The sequence below is a fragment of the Paenimyroides aestuarii genome (genome assembly GCF_024628805.1).
Lineage (GTDB): Bacteria > Bacteroidota > Bacteroidia > Flavobacteriales > Flavobacteriaceae > Flavobacterium > Flavobacterium aestuarii_A.
Window position 1 is genome coordinate 183,113 of record NZ_CP102382.1, and the last position, 17,398, is coordinate 200,510.

The 17,398-nt window shown below is 35.0% G+C and carries 15 protein-coding genes and 1 pseudogene; 9 read left to right on the forward strand and 7 right to left on the reverse strand.

Annotated features, from left to right (window positions below):
• Positions 1 to 143: 143 nt before the first annotated feature.
• Together dnaK and NPX36_RS00850 are read right to left on the reverse strand one after the other, a co-directional pair.
• A complete protein-coding gene (gene dnaK / locus NPX36_RS00845) occupies positions 144 to 2,036 on the reverse strand; it encodes a molecular chaperone DnaK (protein ID WP_257499553.1) in 1,893 nt (630 codons plus the stop codon).
• 170 nt (positions 2,037 to 2,206) lie between these two features.
• Positions 2,207 to 3,979: a T9SS type A sorting domain-containing protein gene (locus tag NPX36_RS00850; RefSeq protein WP_257499554.1), complete on the reverse strand. Its 1,773-nt coding sequence runs from the start codon at positions 3,977 to 3,979 to the stop codon at positions 2,207 to 2,209.
• A gap of 132 nt (positions 3,980 to 4,111) precedes the next feature.
• Between NPX36_RS00850 and NPX36_RS00855 the strand changes: the two genes are divergently transcribed.
• Positions 4,112 to 5,533, forward strand: coding sequence for an L-serine ammonia-lyase (locus tag NPX36_RS00855; protein WP_257499555.1), 1,422 nt, complete (start codon positions 4,112 to 4,114; stop codon positions 5,531 to 5,533).
• A gap of 59 nt (positions 5,534 to 5,592) precedes the next feature.
• Here NPX36_RS00855 and NPX36_RS00860 read toward each other — a convergent pair.
• Positions 5,593 to 6,483: pseudogene (locus NPX36_RS00860) on the reverse strand (IS982 family transposase).
• Positions 6,484 to 6,760: 277 nt separating this feature from the next.
• Between NPX36_RS00860 and NPX36_RS00865 the strand changes: the two are divergent.
• The 6 genes from NPX36_RS00865 to NPX36_RS00890 all read left to right on the forward strand — a co-directional run bounded on the left by NPX36_RS00865 (position 6,761) and on the right by NPX36_RS00890 (position 11,700).
• The gene (locus NPX36_RS00865) at positions 6,761 to 7,072 is read left to right on the forward strand and encodes a hypothetical protein (protein WP_257499556.1); all 312 of its coding nucleotides are present in this window, start codon (positions 6,761 to 6,763) and stop codon (positions 7,070 to 7,072) included.
• A gap of 7 nt (positions 7,073 to 7,079) precedes the next feature.
• Positions 7,080 to 8,255: an SH3 domain-containing protein gene (locus NPX36_RS00870; protein WP_257499557.1), complete on the forward strand. Its 1,176-nt coding sequence runs from the start codon at positions 7,080 to 7,082 to the stop codon at positions 8,253 to 8,255.
• 116 nt (positions 8,256 to 8,371) lie between these two features.
• A complete protein-coding gene (gene panB, locus NPX36_RS00875; RefSeq protein WP_257499558.1) occupies positions 8,372 to 9,190 on the forward strand; it encodes a 3-methyl-2-oxobutanoate hydroxymethyltransferase in 819 nt (272 codons plus the stop codon).
• 144 nt (positions 9,191 to 9,334) lie between these two features.
• The gene (locus tag NPX36_RS00880; protein WP_257499559.1) at positions 9,335 to 10,030 is read left to right on the forward strand and encodes an RluA family pseudouridine synthase; all 696 of its coding nucleotides are present in this window, start codon (positions 9,335 to 9,337) and stop codon (positions 10,028 to 10,030) included.
• A 32-nt stretch (positions 10,031 to 10,062) separates the two neighbouring features.
• Positions 10,063 to 10,929 carry a KPN_02809 family neutral zinc metallopeptidase gene (gene ypfJ / locus NPX36_RS00885; protein WP_257499560.1) on the forward strand — a complete coding sequence of 289 codons (867 nt, stop codon included), beginning with the start codon at positions 10,063 to 10,065 and terminating at the stop codon, positions 10,927 to 10,929.
• Between the two features lie 54 nt (positions 10,930 to 10,983).
• Entirely contained in the window at positions 10,984 to 11,700 is a 717-nt protein-coding gene (locus tag NPX36_RS00890; RefSeq protein WP_257499561.1) for a hypothetical protein, read from the forward strand.
• On the opposite strand, the gene NPX36_RS00895 is transcribed toward NPX36_RS00890, so the two are convergent.
• Complete coding sequence (locus tag NPX36_RS00895; RefSeq protein ID WP_257499562.1) at positions 11,690 to 13,228, reverse strand: YifB family Mg chelatase-like AAA ATPase; 1,539 nt, start codon at positions 13,226 to 13,228, stop codon at positions 11,690 to 11,692. The two genes, NPX36_RS00890 and NPX36_RS00895, sit on opposite strands and share 11 nt — an antisense overlap.
• A 135-nt stretch (positions 13,229 to 13,363) precedes the next feature.
• On the opposite strand from NPX36_RS00895, the gene NPX36_RS00900 reads away from it, so the two are divergent.
• Positions 13,364 to 13,879 carry a shikimate kinase gene (locus NPX36_RS00900; protein ID WP_257499563.1) on the forward strand — a complete coding sequence of 172 codons (516 nt, stop codon included), beginning with the start codon at positions 13,364 to 13,366 and terminating at the stop codon, positions 13,877 to 13,879.
• Between the two features lie 44 nt (positions 13,880 to 13,923).
• On the forward strand, positions 13,924 to 15,849 hold the full coding sequence (locus NPX36_RS00905; RefSeq protein ID WP_257499564.1) for a gliding motility-associated C-terminal domain-containing protein: 1,926 nt from the start codon (positions 13,924 to 13,926) through the stop codon (positions 15,847 to 15,849).
• 30 nt (positions 15,850 to 15,879) lie between these two features.
• On the opposite strand, the gene NPX36_RS00910 is transcribed toward NPX36_RS00905, so the two are convergent.
• Genes NPX36_RS00910 through NPX36_RS00920 form a run of 3 tightly spaced genes read right to left on the reverse strand, consistent with a single transcriptional unit; the run spans position 15,880 to position 17,345 of the window.
• Entirely contained in the window at positions 15,880 to 16,377 is a 498-nt protein-coding gene (locus NPX36_RS00910; RefSeq protein ID WP_257499565.1) for a phosphoribosyltransferase family protein, read from the reverse strand.
• Position 16,378: 1 nt separating this feature from the next.
• Positions 16,379 to 16,957 (reverse strand): TPMT family class I SAM-dependent methyltransferase, encoded by a 579-nt coding sequence (locus NPX36_RS00915; protein WP_257499566.1) that lies wholly within the window; start codon positions 16,955 to 16,957, stop codon positions 16,379 to 16,381.
• Positions 16,944 to 17,345: an RNA-binding S4 domain-containing protein gene (locus NPX36_RS00920; protein ID WP_257499567.1), complete on the reverse strand. Its 402-nt coding sequence runs from the start codon at positions 17,343 to 17,345 to the stop codon at positions 16,944 to 16,946. Before NPX36_RS00920 ends, NPX36_RS00915 begins: the two co-directional genes overlap by 14 nt.
• Positions 17,346 to 17,398: the final 53 nt, after the last annotated feature.

Here is a 17,398-nt window from a genome sequence, read left to right on the forward strand (position 1 = left end):
TCAACCTATCCGTGAGCGATTAAGTGAGTAATACTTTTAAATTGTTCTAAAAAGGGGTAAGTTTACAGTTTCTTTAATGTTAATTTAAACAAAAAACCTCAAACTTTTCAGCTTGAGGTTTTTCGTATTTATGAAAAAAATTACTATTTCACTTCTTCGTAATCTACGTCTTGGGTAGCATCGCCACTGTCTTGTGTTGGCTCAGCTTGTGATGCACCACCCTGTTGTGTGTCTGCTTGGGCTTTGTACATTTCTTCTGAAGCTGCCTTCCAAGCTTCGTTGATTTTGTCTAAAGCCGGTTGAATTGTTTCTACATTACGAGTTTCGTAAGCTTTTTTCAATTCTTCCAATGCGCCTTCGATATTCGATTTGTTACCATCTGATAATTTATCACCAAACTCTTTCAATTGCTTTTCGGTTTGGAAAATCATTCCGTCTGCTTCGTTTAATTTATCGGCAGTTTCTTTCGCTTTTTTGTCGCTTTCTGCGTTTGCTTCTGCTTCTTTCTTCATTCGTTCGATTTCCTCTGCTGTTAATCCAGAAGAAGCTTCAATACGAATATCGTGTGATTTACCTGTGCCTTTATCAGTTGCCGATACTTTAATGATACCGTTTGCATCAATATCAAAAGTAACTTCAATTTGTGGCACTCCGCGTTGTGCTGGTGGAATTCCGTCTAAATGGAAACGACCAATTGTATTGTTATCATTTGCCATTGGGCGTTCTCCTTGCAACACGTGAATTTCTACCGATGGTTGGTTATCTACCGCTGTTGAAAACACTTGCGATTTTTTGGTAGGAATGGTTGTGTTCGACTCAATTAATTTTGTAAAAACACCACCCATTGTTTCAATTCCTAATGATAAAGGTGTAACGTCTAACAACAATACATCTTTCACATCGCCTGTTAAAACACCTCCTTGAATAGCTGCTCCTAAAGCAACAACTTCGTCTGGATTTACGCCTTTTGATGGTTTTTTTCCAAAGAATTTTTCTACGTGTTCTTGAATTACAGGAATACGTGTTGATCCACCTACCAAGATTACCTCATCGATATCTGAGATGGATAACCCTGCATCTTGTAATGCTTTTTTACATGGTTCCATTGAACGACGTACTAAATCGTCTGCTAATTGCTCAAATTTTGCACGAGTTAATGTTTGCACCAAGTGTTTTGGTCCTGTAGCTGTAGCAGTTACATACGGTAAGTTGATTTCCGTTTGAGCTGAAGAAGACAATTCGATTTTCGCTTTTTCTGCTGCTTCTTTTAAACGTTGAAGTGCCATTGGATCTTGGCGTAAATCTACACCTTCAGCTGCATTAAATTCGTTTGCTAACCAATTAATGATTACTTGGTCAAAATCGTCACCTCCTAAATGCGTGTCTCCGTTTGTTGATAATACTTCAAAAACACCGTCACCTAATTCTAAGATCGAGATATCAAAAGTACCACCACCTAAATCGTAAACTGCAATCTTTTTGTCTTGGCTGCCTTTATCCAAACCGTAAGCCAATGCTGCAGCAGTAGGTTCGTTGATAATACGCATTACTTCTAACCCAGCAATTTGTCCGGCTTCTTTAGTAGCTTGGCGTTGTGCATCGTTAAAATATGCAGGAACGGTAATCACCGCTTGCGTAACTGTTTGGCCCAAATAATCTTCAGCAGTTTTCTTCATTTTTTGAAGCGTCATTGCCGATAATTCTTGTGGAGTGTACAAACGTCCGTCCACATCAACGCGCGGGGTATCGTTGTCACCTTTTACTACTTTGTATGCTGTATGCTCTAATTCTTTTTGAACTTCAGAGAATTTTTCACCCATAAAACGTTTAATAGACGCTATGGTTTTTGTAGGGTTTGTTACCGCTTGGCGTTTTGCAGGGTCACCCACTTTAATTTCACCGCCTTCTACAAAAGCAATTACAGACGGTGTTGTTCTTTTACCTTCTGCATTTGGAATAACCACTGCTTCATTACCTTCCATTACAGCAACACAAGAGTTGGTAGTTCCTAAGTCAATTCCAATAATCTTACTCATATCTTTTATATTCTTTATTTTGTACTTTATTTTTTGTGATTCATTCACGCTTTTGTATTAGTCAATTGTTGTGCCTAACTTAAAAAGCATAAAAAAATGTCAGAAAAAGTAGATTTTCTGACATTATTAAACTGTATTAAAGGTTACATTATGACATATTGACACAATTATTACTTAACAATTATCTTATGTGACTTGATAATTTCATCATTTCGATAAAATGAAATAGCATAAACACCTGCTGCAACGTTTATTAAAACCTCATTTTTTTGTTGGGCTACCTTATCTTCAAAGATTTTTCTCCCCGCTTCATCAAATATTTTGTAAGTGGTTCCGAACAAATACCCATCAACTTCAATAATAAATTGACCATTAGAAGGATTTGGATAAATGGCTAAACGTAAATTTGGATTAGTACCAGTACCTGGCTGCTCTATTTCGTCTTCATTAATTTCAGCGTTATTAAACATCGCTACATATTGAGATATTCCCCCCGCATTTCCCATAGGTGCAGGATTCTTTGCTGGGAGAAAAATTTCATATTCTGGTATTTCAGCATCAACATAACTATACATTCCGTATGTTATCAATTTTGAGCTTTTTTGATTCATATACATATGTGTATAAATTCCTTGTAATGTATGAATTTTTTTTACAGAAGTTTCATCAAAACTAATTAAAGCTGATGAATAATTATCATTCAAATTAATTTTTTCTCCATTTGATAAAGCAAATTCTCCCGAACCTCTTAAAGCAGCATATTTTATCCCCTCTTTATAATAGAACTCTCTAATAAAAGCGCTACCGTTATTAGATTTCAAAATTTTAATCCATTCAACTTTTCCATCTAAATTATATTTTCCTATAAAAGGAGTATTTAAATCTCCATTTACTTCTTTATTAGATTGATAATTGATTGGTGAACCTATGATATTTAGATTTTTATTTCCTGTAAAATTTCCTCCTATATAAAGATAATTTTTAGTACTAATTAATAATCCTCGTGGCTCTTCAAAGGAAAGTTTTTGTCCCCAAATATATTTACCATTTCTATCAATTTTTACGATAAAAGCATTAGTATCAAAAATTTCAGGTGCGATTAAGTCCGATGTTACAATATTTTCACCAATACTTGGATCTAAGTCTAATTTTCCTCTAAACGAACCAGTTATATAAACGTTTTCATCTCCATCAATATCAAACGTAAAACACTCTGCATAATCTGTTTCAAAAGTAAAATAATTAAGAATACTGTAGTTTTTAGAATAATTAATATAAAAAACCGTTGAACCTTCCCTAGAAATCTCGTAAACTTTTGAGCGATTTTTTATATCAAAATTAACATTTCCCATAAAACTCCCGCCTATATGAAATGCACCACTATTATCAACAATAAAATTACTTATAGATAAAAAGCCACCACCCATTGAAAAAAAATACATTTTATTAGCATTTTTAAATTTTCCATCCAAATCATACTCTAAAATAACTAAATCTCGATTTCCATCAGGATAAATCTTGTAATTTCCTTTATCAAAATCAGGAGCTATCCCGTTTCTATAAAATTTACCCACAATATATATTTTGTTAAGATATAGTTTAGTTTTCTCAATAGTAAAAAACTCACTTGTTCCAGGATTTTCAATTGGTGTCCCTTTAACCCATAATAAATTCCCCTCTAAATCGTACTTTATTATACCATAACCTTTCGTTGGATTTCCTGTACTTGGATGCTTAAAAATGTATTCTTGATTTTCTTTAAAATCTAAATCTTGATTCTCTCCAAAAGCACCAATGTAATACACACCATTATTGTCATCGAAATGCCAATCTCCGTTTAATGTCTTAGCAGATGCTGTTCCATACCACTCCAAATTAGGTTGCGCAAACAAACCATTAATAAAAAAGCAGTAAATAAAAATTAAAAGTATTTTTTTTATCATAATTTACACATTTAACTGATTAATAAGTGAATAAACTCTTGAAATTTAAGAAATTTATTTTAAAATATCAAGACAAAAAATAATTCACATATAATTTCGTAACTTCGCTTTATTAATTTGTTAAGATTCAATATGGAATATATTTCGGTTTTCGATATGTTAAAAATTGGCGTTGGCCCATCCAGTTCGCATACTCTAGGTCCGTGGAGAGCTGCGGAACGCTTTATTGCAGAATTGAAGCATTTGGATATTTTTGATAAAACAGAACGAATTACCGTTGATTTATATGGATCCTTGTCGTTAACTGGTATTGGTCACGCTACCGATTTGGCCGTGATGCTAGGATTGAGTGGTGCCGATCCTGAATATGTTCCTGTTGAAGCCATTTCAGAAATTATTGATACTATTAAAAACACTCATTTTTTAAACTTGGGTGGTACTCAAAAAATTGCTTTTAATCCAGCCAAACAAATTGTTTTTAATAAAGACTTTTTGCCCTTTCACGCCAATGGATTAACATTTACTGCTTTTTATGAAGATCAAAATCATGAAGCTACTTTTTATTCAATAGGTGGTGGTTTTGTGGTGAAAGAAACAGCCGATACAGACACAACCAATGAAAAATCGAAAATTGATTTTCCGTTTGCTGTGGACAATGCCAATGAACTGCTTGCTTTTTGTGTCAAAGAAAATAAATCAATTTCTGAAATTGTTTATGAAAACGAATTAATGTTGCGCAGCCCCGAAGAAATAGACCGAGAACTAATGCGGATTTGGAACACCATGTTAGAGTGCATTTATATTGGTTGCCATACCGAAGGAACACTTCCAGGCGGATTAAACGTGCGTAGAAGAGCGTATGATACTTATCAAAAATTAAAAGGCGATTTTTCTTATAACACCCCCGAAGAATGGATGCAAACCATTCGCAAAACAAAAGTATATTTTCGTCAAATATTAAAATGGGTGAGCTGTTTTGCTTTGTCGGTAAACGAAGTAAATGCTTCATTAGGCCGCGTGGTTACTGCACCCACAAACGGCAGTGCAGGCGTAATACCTGCTGTTTTAATGTATTACTTAACAATTGAAAACCACAAAGCCGGCGAAAAAGAAATAAAACAGTTTTTAATGGTTGCCGGCGAAATTGGCAGTATCTTTAAAAAAGGAGCTACTATTTCTGCTGCCATGGGTGGTTGTCAGGCCGAAATTGGCGTGTCGAGTGCAATGGCTGCTGCTGCACTTTGCGAATTAATGGGTGGAACACCTCAACAAGTTACCGTTGCTGCCGAGATTGCTATGGAACATCATTTAGGTTTAACCTGCGACCCAATTGGTGGTTTGGTGCAAATTCCGTGTATTGAACGCAACACTATGGGCGCTATTAAAGCAATTAACGCCGCCGAGTTAGCATTAGATACCGATCCTAAAAACGTAAAAGTTCCATTAGATAAAGTAGTGAATACCATGTGGCGAACCGCGCAAGATATGAATAATAAATACAAGGAAACCAGCGAAGGCGGTTTAGCTGTGGCTGTTAATTTGGCAGATTGTTAGTGAAGTTTATTTTGTGAGAAAGATATTTTTAATATTACTTATAACCTGAGTTCGATTAATCAGAACATTGTTAACTGATTTGTTTTTAGTTCATTATATTGTATTGAAGGTTTTTTAGGAAAAAATGAATAAGCAATTAGACCCGAAATAAGGTTTGTAAGAAAGTTTCCAATAGATCTATGTCTTGAATGTTCAATTTGACACATATTTTTCAATTCATCGTTAACTGTTTCAATAACAGAACGTTTTCTCAATAGTATTTTGTCAGACAAGGTCATTAAACAGTTTTTCATATTGTTTTTAAGTTGTGTGATTAGATGAACACCATCAACAAATAATATGTCTGCAATTTTTTTAGAGATATACCCTTTATCTGCAAAGAGTTTTCCGAAAATCCCTTTGAGAAATCCTTCATTTTTAAGAGGTTCACGGTCATCTACATTGGCTTGTGTAATAGTAAAGCTTAGAATTTCACCCTTTTCATTGATAATTAAGTGAAGCTTGAACCCATAGAACCACCCCATAGTGGACTTGCCTACGGTAGCTATATCTTTGAACACTTTATTGTTTTTGATTGTTTTTTTTACAAACCCTTACTGGAGTGGAATCAACAAATGAAATACCTGTACAATTGCCCATACAGCAGGTTTTTAAAACATTGTGAGCGGAAGTATGTTGGATTGCATAAGCTCTGTAAATCTATTGTAAGACACTGTTTTAGGAAACTCAGCTTGCATATGTTTTTGAATATAGAAAATGTAAAAGTGCTTAAAGCATCTGAAACCGCTCAAATGAAAAAGAATCATAATACTTATTATTTCACTGGGTGACATCATTGGGGGTCTTTTAGATTTGTTTCCAATACTGTTTTTTTCAAGAAAAGGAAAAAATTGCTGGCAAAATTCATCAACAAGACAAAAAATTTCTGTAATTTTATCGAAATTAACCATAAGAAATAGTTGTTTAAATATTTAACAATCAGATAATTAAATATACAACTATTTCTTTTTTTATACAATATATTTATCCTAAATAATAATCGAACTCAGGTTTATAGTCTTCTTTTCATGTAAAAATGAAAACACGGAAGCGGTAACAGTATCTGAAAACATAAACAGCATAAAACTTTCTGAAATTAAAGATACGATTCTTCGTAATTATATTGAGAATGAAATCAAAGATTTTATAGAACCCAAGATTTCTATATGTGAAGATTGTAAGCCAAAAATGTTTAAAAATGATACAATTTTCGGTATTACAGGATTCAACAAAGAAATGATTTATTATAATAAGTTTTTAAAAGTAAGTAATTATTCAATTAACTCGTACTTAATAACTTATAAAGAAAAAGATTTCAACAATGAAATTAAAGGTCGAAAAATAGAAATATTTCATTGGACGTTTTATGACCAAGTTTCTAAAACCAAATTTTTAAATCATATTGAATTTTACAATAGGTCTCTTGGAAAATATAAAGAAGAATCAGAAGTTATTATCTATAAAAACGAAATTTTTCAAAATCAATACCATAGGTTTTAAATAAATTATGAAAAAAGTCTTATTCTTTTTACTGATGAATTGTTTGGTTTATGGGCAACAAAGAAAATACATATCAACTCCCACTGTTGCATACAACGACGAAAAACAATCAAAAGCTGTGGGCATTTTTCTGCGTGGTGCATCAATAGATTCGTATGAATTTCTGGAAGATAAATATGTTTATAAAGTTTACACACCACACACCGAAACCATTTACATTACCAACACCTATCAGGTAAAAGATCATTTAAACGCAAAAGACGATTATGAACCATCACCTGCAATTATTATAGAAAACGATGGTTATTACGGATCGCCCCATTTGTTCACAACGGTTGCAAGCCTTAAAATTCGGGAGCTGCCCAATAGTGCTGCTCCTGTGGTAGGTACACTTTTAAACGGAACGGTGGTTCCTATTTCCTTTTATCCGTATAATCCAGAAGCTTGGATTCCGGTTCAGATTGATAACAAAAAGGGATATATTCCAGTGAAATATGTGGGCCAACGACCAGATTTATCCGTTTTAAAAAATCAATACAAAAAAGCTGAAACTTTAGAAGAGCAAAAAAAATTTGCCGAACGCATTTTAGAACTCGGTTGGAACAGTAATCCCGATGAAAACGAAGACGCTTTACGTTTGTATGCCGAATTTGCATCAAAAAATAATCAAAAAGATGTTGCCGAAATTTGTTCACTGCAAGCCGATGCTTTAAAACACAGACCTCGAGCATCTTTTACACTTCCTTCGCAATTAATCGAAGAAAAAAAGTTTGGCTTTGCTCTTAACAACCTTTTAGAACCCAAAAATGGTTTTCAAAAAGATTTTTTAGTAGCACAATTAGGTAAATTTACCACTAAAACTGAAGCTTACGATGATTGCACATTGACCGAACATGAATATTTGGTTTATTTCGGCATTTGTGAAACCATTGCACACCGCACGAATAAAACCTTTCATTTGCGAGGAGTAACTGCCCAGCAAGGCATTGGCTTTAAAATTAAAAATACTTTTTTAGACAGCACTACTACCGAAGTTGAATTTTTAAAAACCGCTGTCGGCTTGATTTCTTTTATAAATGCTGAAAATCAATCGTATTACATTTCAAACGATGACTATATGATATATGAATTTCAGTTTAAAAACGGAAAATTGTTTAAGATTGTAGCATCTTATTATTGCTAATAAAAAACACTGCATTTGCAAAAGACACGCTCTTTTGGCTTGTTTTATTCAGAATAGTATCTTTTTCTTAAACTTTTTATCTAATTTTACCGCTCACAAACAACAATAATTTCAGTATGTCTGTTGCAAAAAAAGATTACAAAATAGTGACTACCAAGTCGCTTTTTGATATGAAAAAAAACGGAGAAAAAATCTCTATGCTTACTGCTTACGATTACACCATGGCAAAAATTGTAGATTCTGCGGGGGTTGACGTGATTTTGGTAGGCGACTCTGCCAGCAATGTTATGGCAGGACACGAAACCACTTTACCCATTACATTGGATCAAATGATTTATCATGCTTCATGTGTAGTTCGCGGTGTGCAACGCGCATTGGTAGTGGTTGATTTACCTTTTGGATCCTATCAGTCGGACTCTAAAAAGGCATTAGAATCTGCCATTCGCGTAATGAAAGAAAGCGGTGCCCATGCTTTGAAATTAGAAGGTGGTAAAGAAATTAAAGAAGGTATCAAAAAGATTTTAGGCGCTGGTGTTCCGGTTATGGGACATTTGGGTTTAACGCCTCAGTCTATTTACAAATTTGGAACATATACCGTTCGAGCAAAAGAAGAAGCAGAAGCCGAAAAATTGATAGAAGATGCCAAAATGCTCGAAAAAATTGGTTGTTTTGCAATTGTTTTAGAGAAAATTCCGGCAGCATTGGCAGAGAAAGTTGCCCAAGAAGTTTCGATTCCTATTATCGGAATTGGCGCAGGAAGTGGTGTTGACGGTCAGGTTTTAGTGGTGCATGATATGATTGGTATGACACATGAATTCAGTCCTAAATTTTTAAGACGCTATATGAATTTGTACGAAGACATGACAAAAGCCATCGGACAGTATGTTGATGATGTGAAATCGAAAGATTTTCCAAATTCATCAGAGCAATATTAACAAATTAAACCACAGATACATTGTTTTTTTCTTCATTTTAAAGATGCTTTTTAAGGATTAATCTGCAAAAAACATTGTGTCTAATCAAATAAAAAATCAACATATCATCTGTGCATCTCTAGAAATAACCTACATGCCACTCGAATGAAAATCTATTCAACAAAAGAAAATTTACAGGTTTTATACGAAGACAACCATATCATTGTGGTGAATAAGCGTGTTGGCGATATTGTTCAAGGCGATACAACCGGCGATAAACCATTGAGCGATGTGGTTAAAGAATATTTAAAAGAAAAATACAACAAACCCGGAGCTGTTTATTTAGGCGTGGTTCACAGGTTAGACCGACCCACAACAGGCATTGTTTTGTTTGCAAAAACATCTAAAGCTTTAACCCGATTGAACGATTTGTTTAAAAACCGCGAAACCCAGAAAACCTATTGGGCTGTGGTTAAAAAGCAACCGCCAAAAGATAGTGATACGTTGATTCACTATTTAACTAGAAACCCAAAAAACAACACCTCCAAAGCACACACCAAAGAAGTAAAAGACAGCAAAAAAGCAATTTTAGACTATAAAATCATTCACAAATTAAATGCTTATTTTGCGCTAGAAATTGATTTGCATACAGGAAGGCATCATCAAATTCGTTGTCAATTGAGCGCTATTGGTTGCCCAATTAAAGGCGATTTAAAATATGGTTTTGATAGAAGCAATCCAAACGGTGGTATTCATTTGCACGCACGCCAATTAGTGTTAAGACATCCGGTTAGCAAAGAAGAATTAAAAATTATAGCACCCGTTCCAGATGATATTATTTGGAAAAACGTAGAAAAATAGTAATTTAGATAAAAATTTAGAAGTTTTAAGATATGAAATGGGAAAGAAAAAAAGCAGAAGGGTTTGAAGACCGCAGAGGAATGTCGGGCGGTGGAAAAGCGGTTGTAGGTGGTGGAATCATTGGTATTGTAGCATTGTTGCTTACCATGTTTGGTGGCGAAACCGGGCAAGTAATTGGCAATGTATTGAATCAAACCCAAGGCGCAATACAGCAAACCGAACAAGTGCAAACGCGAGAGCTTTCTGCAAAGGAAAAAGAATTAGGTGATTTTTCGGAAGCTAATTTTTATTATAACAATGAAACATGGCGTCAGATTTTTCAAGAAAATGGACAAACTTACCAAAGCCCTGGAATGGTTTTGTTTGATGACGGTGTGAATACTGCATGTGGTTCGGCTACATCAGCTTCAGGCCCTTTTTACTGTCCTGCCGATCAAAAAGTGTATATGGATTTACGTTTTTTTGAAGAATTAAGAAGTCGTTTTGGTGCCAAAGGAGGCGATTTTGCTATTGCTTATGTCATTGCACACGAAGTGGGGCACCACATACAAACCATTGTGGGAACCAGCCAAAAAGTGCGCCAAGCTCAGCAAGGAAAAAGCAAAGCTGCAGCCAATAAATTTTCGGTAGCACAAGAATTACAAGCTGATTTTTACGCCGGAATTTGGGCAAGCCGCAATAAAGACAAGCTAGAAGCAGGCGACATTGAAGAAGCAATCAGCGCCGCACAAGCAGTAGGCGATGATGCCATTCAAAGTAAAATGCAGGGTCATGTGCAGCCGGAAACGTTTACACATGGAACATCAGCCGAACGAAAAGCTTGGTTTATGAAAGGATATACCACAGGAGATATCAGCCAAGGCGATATTCAAATCATATATAATAGTATTCGCTATTAAAACAGTAAACAATTCAAAAAATGCTTCGTACTTTTGCGAAGCATTTTTTTTATTATGAACTACGAAATTGAACAATTAAAACTATCCGAACAAATCATTGCGGTTGCGAAAAAAGTAGCTGTAACCTCCGGACTTTATATATTGCTTACCTTTATCATTCTATTTTTTGTATATTTTATTGGAATATTATTTTTGTTCGATTTTCCGCAAGACATCTCTAAATTAGAAAACACTGCATTTGTAGAAGAAATACTTGCCAGTAAATCTATAGAACTGCTGCTTTTAAACGGAATTGTGGGCATCATTGCACATTACCTTTTAAGCGGCGTTTACGGAATGATTCATCAATCAGCAACCCAGCCTTATGTGGGCTTGGGAACCGCTTACCAATCTGTTTTCAGCACCAGCGGTTTAAAAGCACTAAACGTTATTATAGCAGTGCAAGTAAGCACCACTGTCCTTTCCTATTTCTTAGAACAAGCAGGTTTTGGCTTGGTAGCACTTGGAATAACTGTTTTGCTGCAGCTGTTAACTTATTTTTCGGTAGTTGCTATTTATGTGCACGGTTTGGGCGTTGGTAAAAGTATTTCTTTAAGCATTGCTATCATCAATCAAAAACCCGGATTTTTGTTTTTATTTATTATGATTACATATTTTTTATCATTAATAGGTATTCTTTTTTTTGGAATAGGAATTATTTTAACCCTACCATTAAATTATATTGTGGCGTATTGTTTGTACCAACATATTAGCGAGCAACTTACTGATTAGTCCATAAATCACGGTCTAAACTGCGGTATTGAATGGCTTCGGCAATATGCGCCGGCAGAATTTTATCGCTCCTTTCTAAATCGGCTATGGTTCGCGCCACTTTCAAAATTCGGTCGTATGCACGGGCTGATAAATTAAGTTTATCCATAGCAGTTTGCAGCAATTGCAATGAAGTGGCATCTAAATCGCAAAAAACAGCTATTAACTTTGTGGGCATTTGGGCATTATAATGAATACCCGCATATTCTTTAAAACGTTCCGATTGTATGCTTCGGGCTTGCACCACCCTATCTCGTATCGACGCACTTTTCTCTGCGCTTGATTTTTCAGATAATTTTTCAAAAGGAACAGGGTTTACTTCGATATGAAGATCAATTCGATCCAATAAAGGTCCTGAAATTTTGTTTAAATACCGATTCATTTCCTGTGCCGATGAAGAACTTAACCCTTTATCATTCATAAAATATCCGCTGGGGCTTGGGTTCATACTTGCTACCAACATAAAAGAAGATGGATAGGAAACGGTAAACTTTGCCCGCGAAATGGTTACTTCGCGATCTTCTAACGGTTGCCGCATAACCTCTAACACTTCGCGTTTAAATTCGGGCAATTCATCTAAAAACAATACGCCGTTGTGTGCCAATGAAATTTCGCCAGGTTGCGGATAACTGCCACCACCCACCAGCGATACGCTCGATGCCGTATGGTGCGGTGCCCTAAAAGGTCGCTTTTTTATCAAACCAACGTTTTGTGCCTTGCCCACCACACTATGAATTTTTGTGGTTTCTAAAGCTTCGTCCATCGTCATAGGTGGTAAAATGCTTGGAAGTCGCTTAGCCAACATGGTTTTACCAGATCCAGGCGGACCAATCAGCAAAATATTATGACCACCAGCAGCAGCAATTTCTAGTGCACGCTTAATGTTTTCCTGCCCTTTTACTTCGGCAAAATCAAGCAACGAAAAATCGTTGGCAACATCAAACAAATCTTCTTGTTCAATCTGGGTAATCTCCAAAGGCGTTTTATCTTCAAAATGATCGATTAAATCAGAAATATTAGGCACTGCATACACATTGATTCCTTCAACGATAGCTGCTTCTTGAATGTTTTCTTTTGGAAGAAAAATCTCTGTATAACCATCGGCCTTTGCTTGAATGGTTATTGGCAACGCACCTTTGATGGGCTGAACAGAACCGTCTAACGATAATTCACCCATAATCATTACATTGCTAAAATCGGTCTTCTTTAATTGACCTGAAGCGGCTAAAATTCCGATCGCTAAAGGCAAATCATATGCCGAGCCTTCTTTGCGCAAATCGGCAGGCGCCATATTTATAGTGATTTTTTTTCCGGGTAAATTGTATCCAATATTTGCCAAAGCAGCAGCAATTCGGTAGCTTGATTCTTTCACCGCATTATCGGGCAACCCCACTAAATGATAGCCAATGCCTTTGTCTATATTTACTTCAATGGTTATTGTGGTAGCGTTTATACCAAAAACAGCGCTTCCAAAAACTTTTACCAACATATACAATTTGTTATTTTCTAAATTCTAATATAGTACTTTTAATTTAAAAAAGAGTTATTGTTTTAGATATAATTCTTGTATGAAATATTCAAAAAGCTTTTTAGTTGTATTTTTGTTTGACAAACAAAGCAAAACATGAAAAAAATTATTTTGGTGGGATATATGGGAAGTGGTAAAACAACCGTAGGGAAAAAATTGGGCATTGACCTTGCTATTCCTTTTATTGATTTAGACCATTTTATTGAAAACAAAGAGCAATTAACCATTAACGAAATATTTAAACAAAAAGGAGAGGTTTATTTTAGAAAAGTGGAACATTTTTGGTTTAATGAACTTTTAAATACCGATGAACAATTCGTTTTAAGCTTGGGCGGTGGCACTCCTTGCTATGCGAATAACCATTTAAAACTACAAGATAATAGGGTGCAATCGTTCTATTTAAAGGCGAGTGTTTCTACTTTAGTTGAAAGGTTAAAAAACAGCAATCGCCCTCTTTTGCAAAATATTGATGACTTGCCCACATACATTGCACAGCATTTATTTGAGCGAAATTATTTTTATAATTTTTCAAAACATATTTTGCCTATCAACAACAAAGATATTACAGCGATTTGCCATGAAATTTTATCAATCATTAAAAAAAATGATTAATTGTTTATTATTTTGGCTATATTTATTGTTTAAAACAATACTTTATGAAATACACTTTTACGCTTTTAGTATTATTCATAGGTTTTAATTTTAGTTTTAGCCAAAGTATAAATCCGTCGCATATTATAAATTTATGCTCTGGTCAAACTGTTCAAGGAACCAGCCCCACAACCAATGCATATAACAATTTATACACTTCGTGTAGTACATTCTTACCACTATCCACTGCTATAACGCTTTACTATGTAGAGATTGAATCAGGTTCTACCTTTACATTTACCATCACCCCAAACGCAAATGTTGATTTTGATTTTGCTTCTTGGCTAAACCCTAATTTATCGAATTTGGGTATTAGTGACCGTGGATCGCAAAATACCATTATTGGGGTAAATACAGTAGATATTGGTTTATCTTTACTGGAACCCACTCAATTGTGCGAAACTCCGGGAGCTGCTCCACCAAATACTGGCGTAATTCCGGGAATGGTTCGTTGGTATGATGTGGTGCCTGGCGATGGAATATTAATCGCCGTGGATCATTGGGAAAGTTCTGTTGTTAGTTACGATTTATCGTTTGGAGGAGATGCTGTTTTAAACTGTAGTGTGATTGGTAAAACTTACGAAGTATGCGATTGGGACAGGGATGGAAAAGAAACGTTCGATTTGAATACCATAAAAGATGAAATCAACAACATAAACAAAACATTTACTATCGATTTCTTTGAATTTGAGGCTGATGCAAATACCCTCTTTGCCACAAACACGCTTCAATCGCCGTATGACGTTTCATCAACTGAAAGTCCTAAAACGATCTATGCCCGATTCAAAAGAGCAAACGGATTATTGGCGCGCGTTACCGAAATAACGTTTATTGTGAACGATGTGGCAAAGCTGCCTGAATATGCATTAGAATTAGAAGTTTGTGATTTCGATCAAACAAAAGATGAATATTTCAACCTCACCGATATTGAACCACAAATTAACAGGTTAAACAATTCTTCTATAACTTATAAATACTATAAAAATGAACAAGATGCTTTAGAAGATAACACTAATTACATCTCTAATCCTCAAAATTATCTAACAAGAAGCAAAACAATTTACATTCAAATAACCGCCAATGGGAAATGTCCTTTTGTTGTACCCTTGCAATTAAAAGTGGATACATTAGGCTTTCCTCCTAAAAACATAGACTATTCTGAATTTTGTGCTGATGAAGCGTCAGACGGATTGGTGTATAATTTAGAAGAAAGTATTGATTATTTTATTGATGGTCAAACAAAATCAGATTTTGAATTTAGCTTTTATAATTCACAAAATAATGCCATTTCTAAAACAAATCCCATACAACAACCAACTAGCTACAAAGTGCCTTTTGGTGTGCAAGAAACCATTTATGTAAGGATTGAAAACGAGAAGCAATGTTTTATTTTATCAGAATTACGTCTTGATTCGAAGGAAAGAATTATCCGAAACGACCAATACAATGTGGGCTGCGAACCTTTTTTATTGCCACCTCTACCTGCAGGTTACAATTATTATACGGAGCCCAACGGTAAAGGAAAGCTGATAAAAACCTATACTGCTGATGCTGTAATTTATGGCAAAAGAACGATCTATATCTATGGAAACAGTTTGTTTATTGACCCCGACTATCCAGAGTTTAACAAATGTACTTACGAAACACAATTCACTGTTTATAACAATGATTGTTTAATTCCGAAAGGAATTTCACCCAACGGCGATGGTTTAAACGATTCTTGGGATTTAACACCTTTCGGAGTAACAAAGCTAAGTGTTTACAACCGAATGGGTGCTTTAGTTTACAGCTATGGAATGGGATACACCAATCAATGGCACGGACAATCAAACGGCGGAGCTATTTTGCCCTCTGGTACTTATTTCTATAGCATAGAATCTATAAACGGACCAAAGACAGGCTGGGTTCAAATCATGATGGAAGTACAATAACAAAAGTGCAATCTTTTCAGATTGCGCTTTTTAGCTTAAATAAGCATATTCTTCTTGATCGTTAAAAACCACTTGTATGTGTTCTAAACTAGAGGTGGACAATGAAATGCCTTTAAAATCAGCTTTAACCGGAAACTTCTTGTGATTGCGGTCTATCAACACAGCTGTTTTAAACTTCTTTAAAGGTACTTCTAAAAAATACTTTACGCCATAAATCAATGTGGCTCCAGAGTTCATGACATCATCAACCAAAACCAAAGCTTTGTTTTCGTAATCGTTTTGCAATAAATCGGTTTTAATAGCTTCTAAGGGATTTTGCTTGTTTACTTCAACCTTTCCTAAAACTATTTTTATGTTTGAAATTTTTTGAACCTCATCGCTTATTTTCTTTGCAAAAACATAACCGCTGTTTGCTATTCCGGCAATTACTATCTCGGTTTCATCTACAAATGTTTCATAGATTTGGTAAGCAATTCGCTTGGTTATTTGCTGAATTTGTTGCTGGGTTAATATAATGTTTTGTGCCATGTTATTTCTTTAAAATAATGAATAGTTCGCTGTTTTGTCTTGGTTTTATTGAATTGTAGCACGGTTGTAATGTTTCAATTGAAAAATAGTTTGAAAACAATTCTTGATATGCTGCTGCACTTCCTCCAAAAGGTGGTCCTTTTTCTGTGAGCGGAAACGAAAACAAAACACCTGCCAATTTACCGTTTGTCTTTAATAATTGACTCATTTTTTCTGCGTACAAAGGTCTTAATTCTGGTGATAATGCACAAAAAAATGTTTGCTCTATAATTAAATCGTATGTTTCGGTATGGTTAAAAAAATCATCTACAATTAATTGGTTGCTGGGAAAATCTGGATTTTTGGCTGCAAAAGCTGCAAAAGGTTCGGCTGAAATATCTAAACCCACCACATTTTTAAAACCTTTGTTGTATAAATAAGCTAGTTCGTGACCACTGCCTACCCCTGGTATCAAAATTTTTAAGTTTTTATTGGTGAGCTGATCCACGTATTCTTTTATAGGTGTGGTGATTTCACCGGCATCCCAAGGGATATTGTTTTCGGCATATCGGCTGGTCCAATATTCTTTATTTAGTTTCATTGTTTAGTTGTTCAAAATAATCATCTTCATCTAAGTACTCATCTATATCGCGGCGGTCTTTCTTGGTTGGTCGGCCTTCGCCTTTTGCACGGTAGTGCTCTTTTGCCAATTTCAAAAGCTCTAAATGTTCAAATGCTTCTGGTGGTGTTTCATCTTTTCGGTACATGTCAACCAACTTTGCACCTACTCTATTGGGCGGAATATCTAAAACCGTGTACTGGTAATTGATTTGATCTTTCCGAACCGAAATTTTATCGCCCGAGAAAACATCTCTCGAAGCTTTTGCCTGTTGATTGTTTACTAATATATGACCTTTTTTTACGGCATCAGTAGCTATACTACGTGTTTTATAAACCCTAATACACCACAAATATTTATCTACGCGCATATTGATATTATAATTTTGGGTTAATTTTTAAACAAAAATAAATGAAAATTGTA

Bases quoted from the DNA above. Each gene is read 5' to 3' on its own strand.
- NPX36_RS00895 (WP_257499562.1), bottom strand. From the start codon at position 13,228: ATGTTGGTAAAAGTTTTTGGAAGCGCTGTTTTTGGTATAAACGCTACC.
- dnaK (WP_257499553.1), bottom strand. From the start codon at position 2,036: ATGAGTAAGATTATTGGAATTGACTTAGGAACTACCAACTCTTGTGTT.
- ypfJ (WP_257499560.1), top strand. From the start codon at position 10,063: ATGAAATGGGAAAGAAAAAAAGCAGAAGGGTTTGAAGACCGCAGAGGA.
- NPX36_RS00850 (WP_257499554.1), bottom strand. From the start codon at position 3,979: ATGATAAAAAAAATACTTTTAATTTTTATTTACTGCTTTTTTATTAAT.
- NPX36_RS00855 (WP_257499555.1), top strand. From the start codon at position 4,112: ATGGAATATATTTCGGTTTTCGATATGTTAAAAATTGGCGTTGGCCCA.
- NPX36_RS00880 (WP_257499559.1), top strand. From the start codon at position 9,335: ATGAAAATCTATTCAACAAAAGAAAATTTACAGGTTTTATACGAAGAC.
- NPX36_RS00920 (WP_257499567.1), bottom strand. From the start codon at position 17,345: ATGCGCGTAGATAAATATTTGTGGTGTATTAGGGTTTATAAAACACGT.
- NPX36_RS00905 (WP_257499564.1), top strand. From the start codon at position 13,924: ATGAAATACACTTTTACGCTTTTAGTATTATTCATAGGTTTTAATTTT.
- NPX36_RS00870 (WP_257499557.1), top strand. From the start codon at position 7,080: ATGAAAAAAGTCTTATTCTTTTTACTGATGAATTGTTTGGTTTATGGG.
- NPX36_RS00900 (WP_257499563.1), top strand. From the start codon at position 13,364: ATGAAAAAAATTATTTTGGTGGGATATATGGGAAGTGGTAAAACAACC.
- NPX36_RS00915 (WP_257499566.1), bottom strand. From the start codon at position 16,957: ATGAAACTAAATAAAGAATATTGGACCAGCCGATATGCCGAAAACAAT.
- NPX36_RS00865 (WP_257499556.1), top strand. From the start codon at position 6,761: ATGTTTAAAAATGATACAATTTTCGGTATTACAGGATTCAACAAAGAA.
- NPX36_RS00890 (WP_257499561.1), top strand. From the start codon at position 10,984: ATGAACTACGAAATTGAACAATTAAAACTATCCGAACAAATCATTGCG.
- NPX36_RS00910 (WP_257499565.1), bottom strand. From the start codon at position 16,377: ATGGCACAAAACATTATATTAACCCAGCAACAAATTCAGCAAATAACC.
- panB (WP_257499558.1), top strand. From the start codon at position 8,372: ATGTCTGTTGCAAAAAAAGATTACAAAATAGTGACTACCAAGTCGCTT.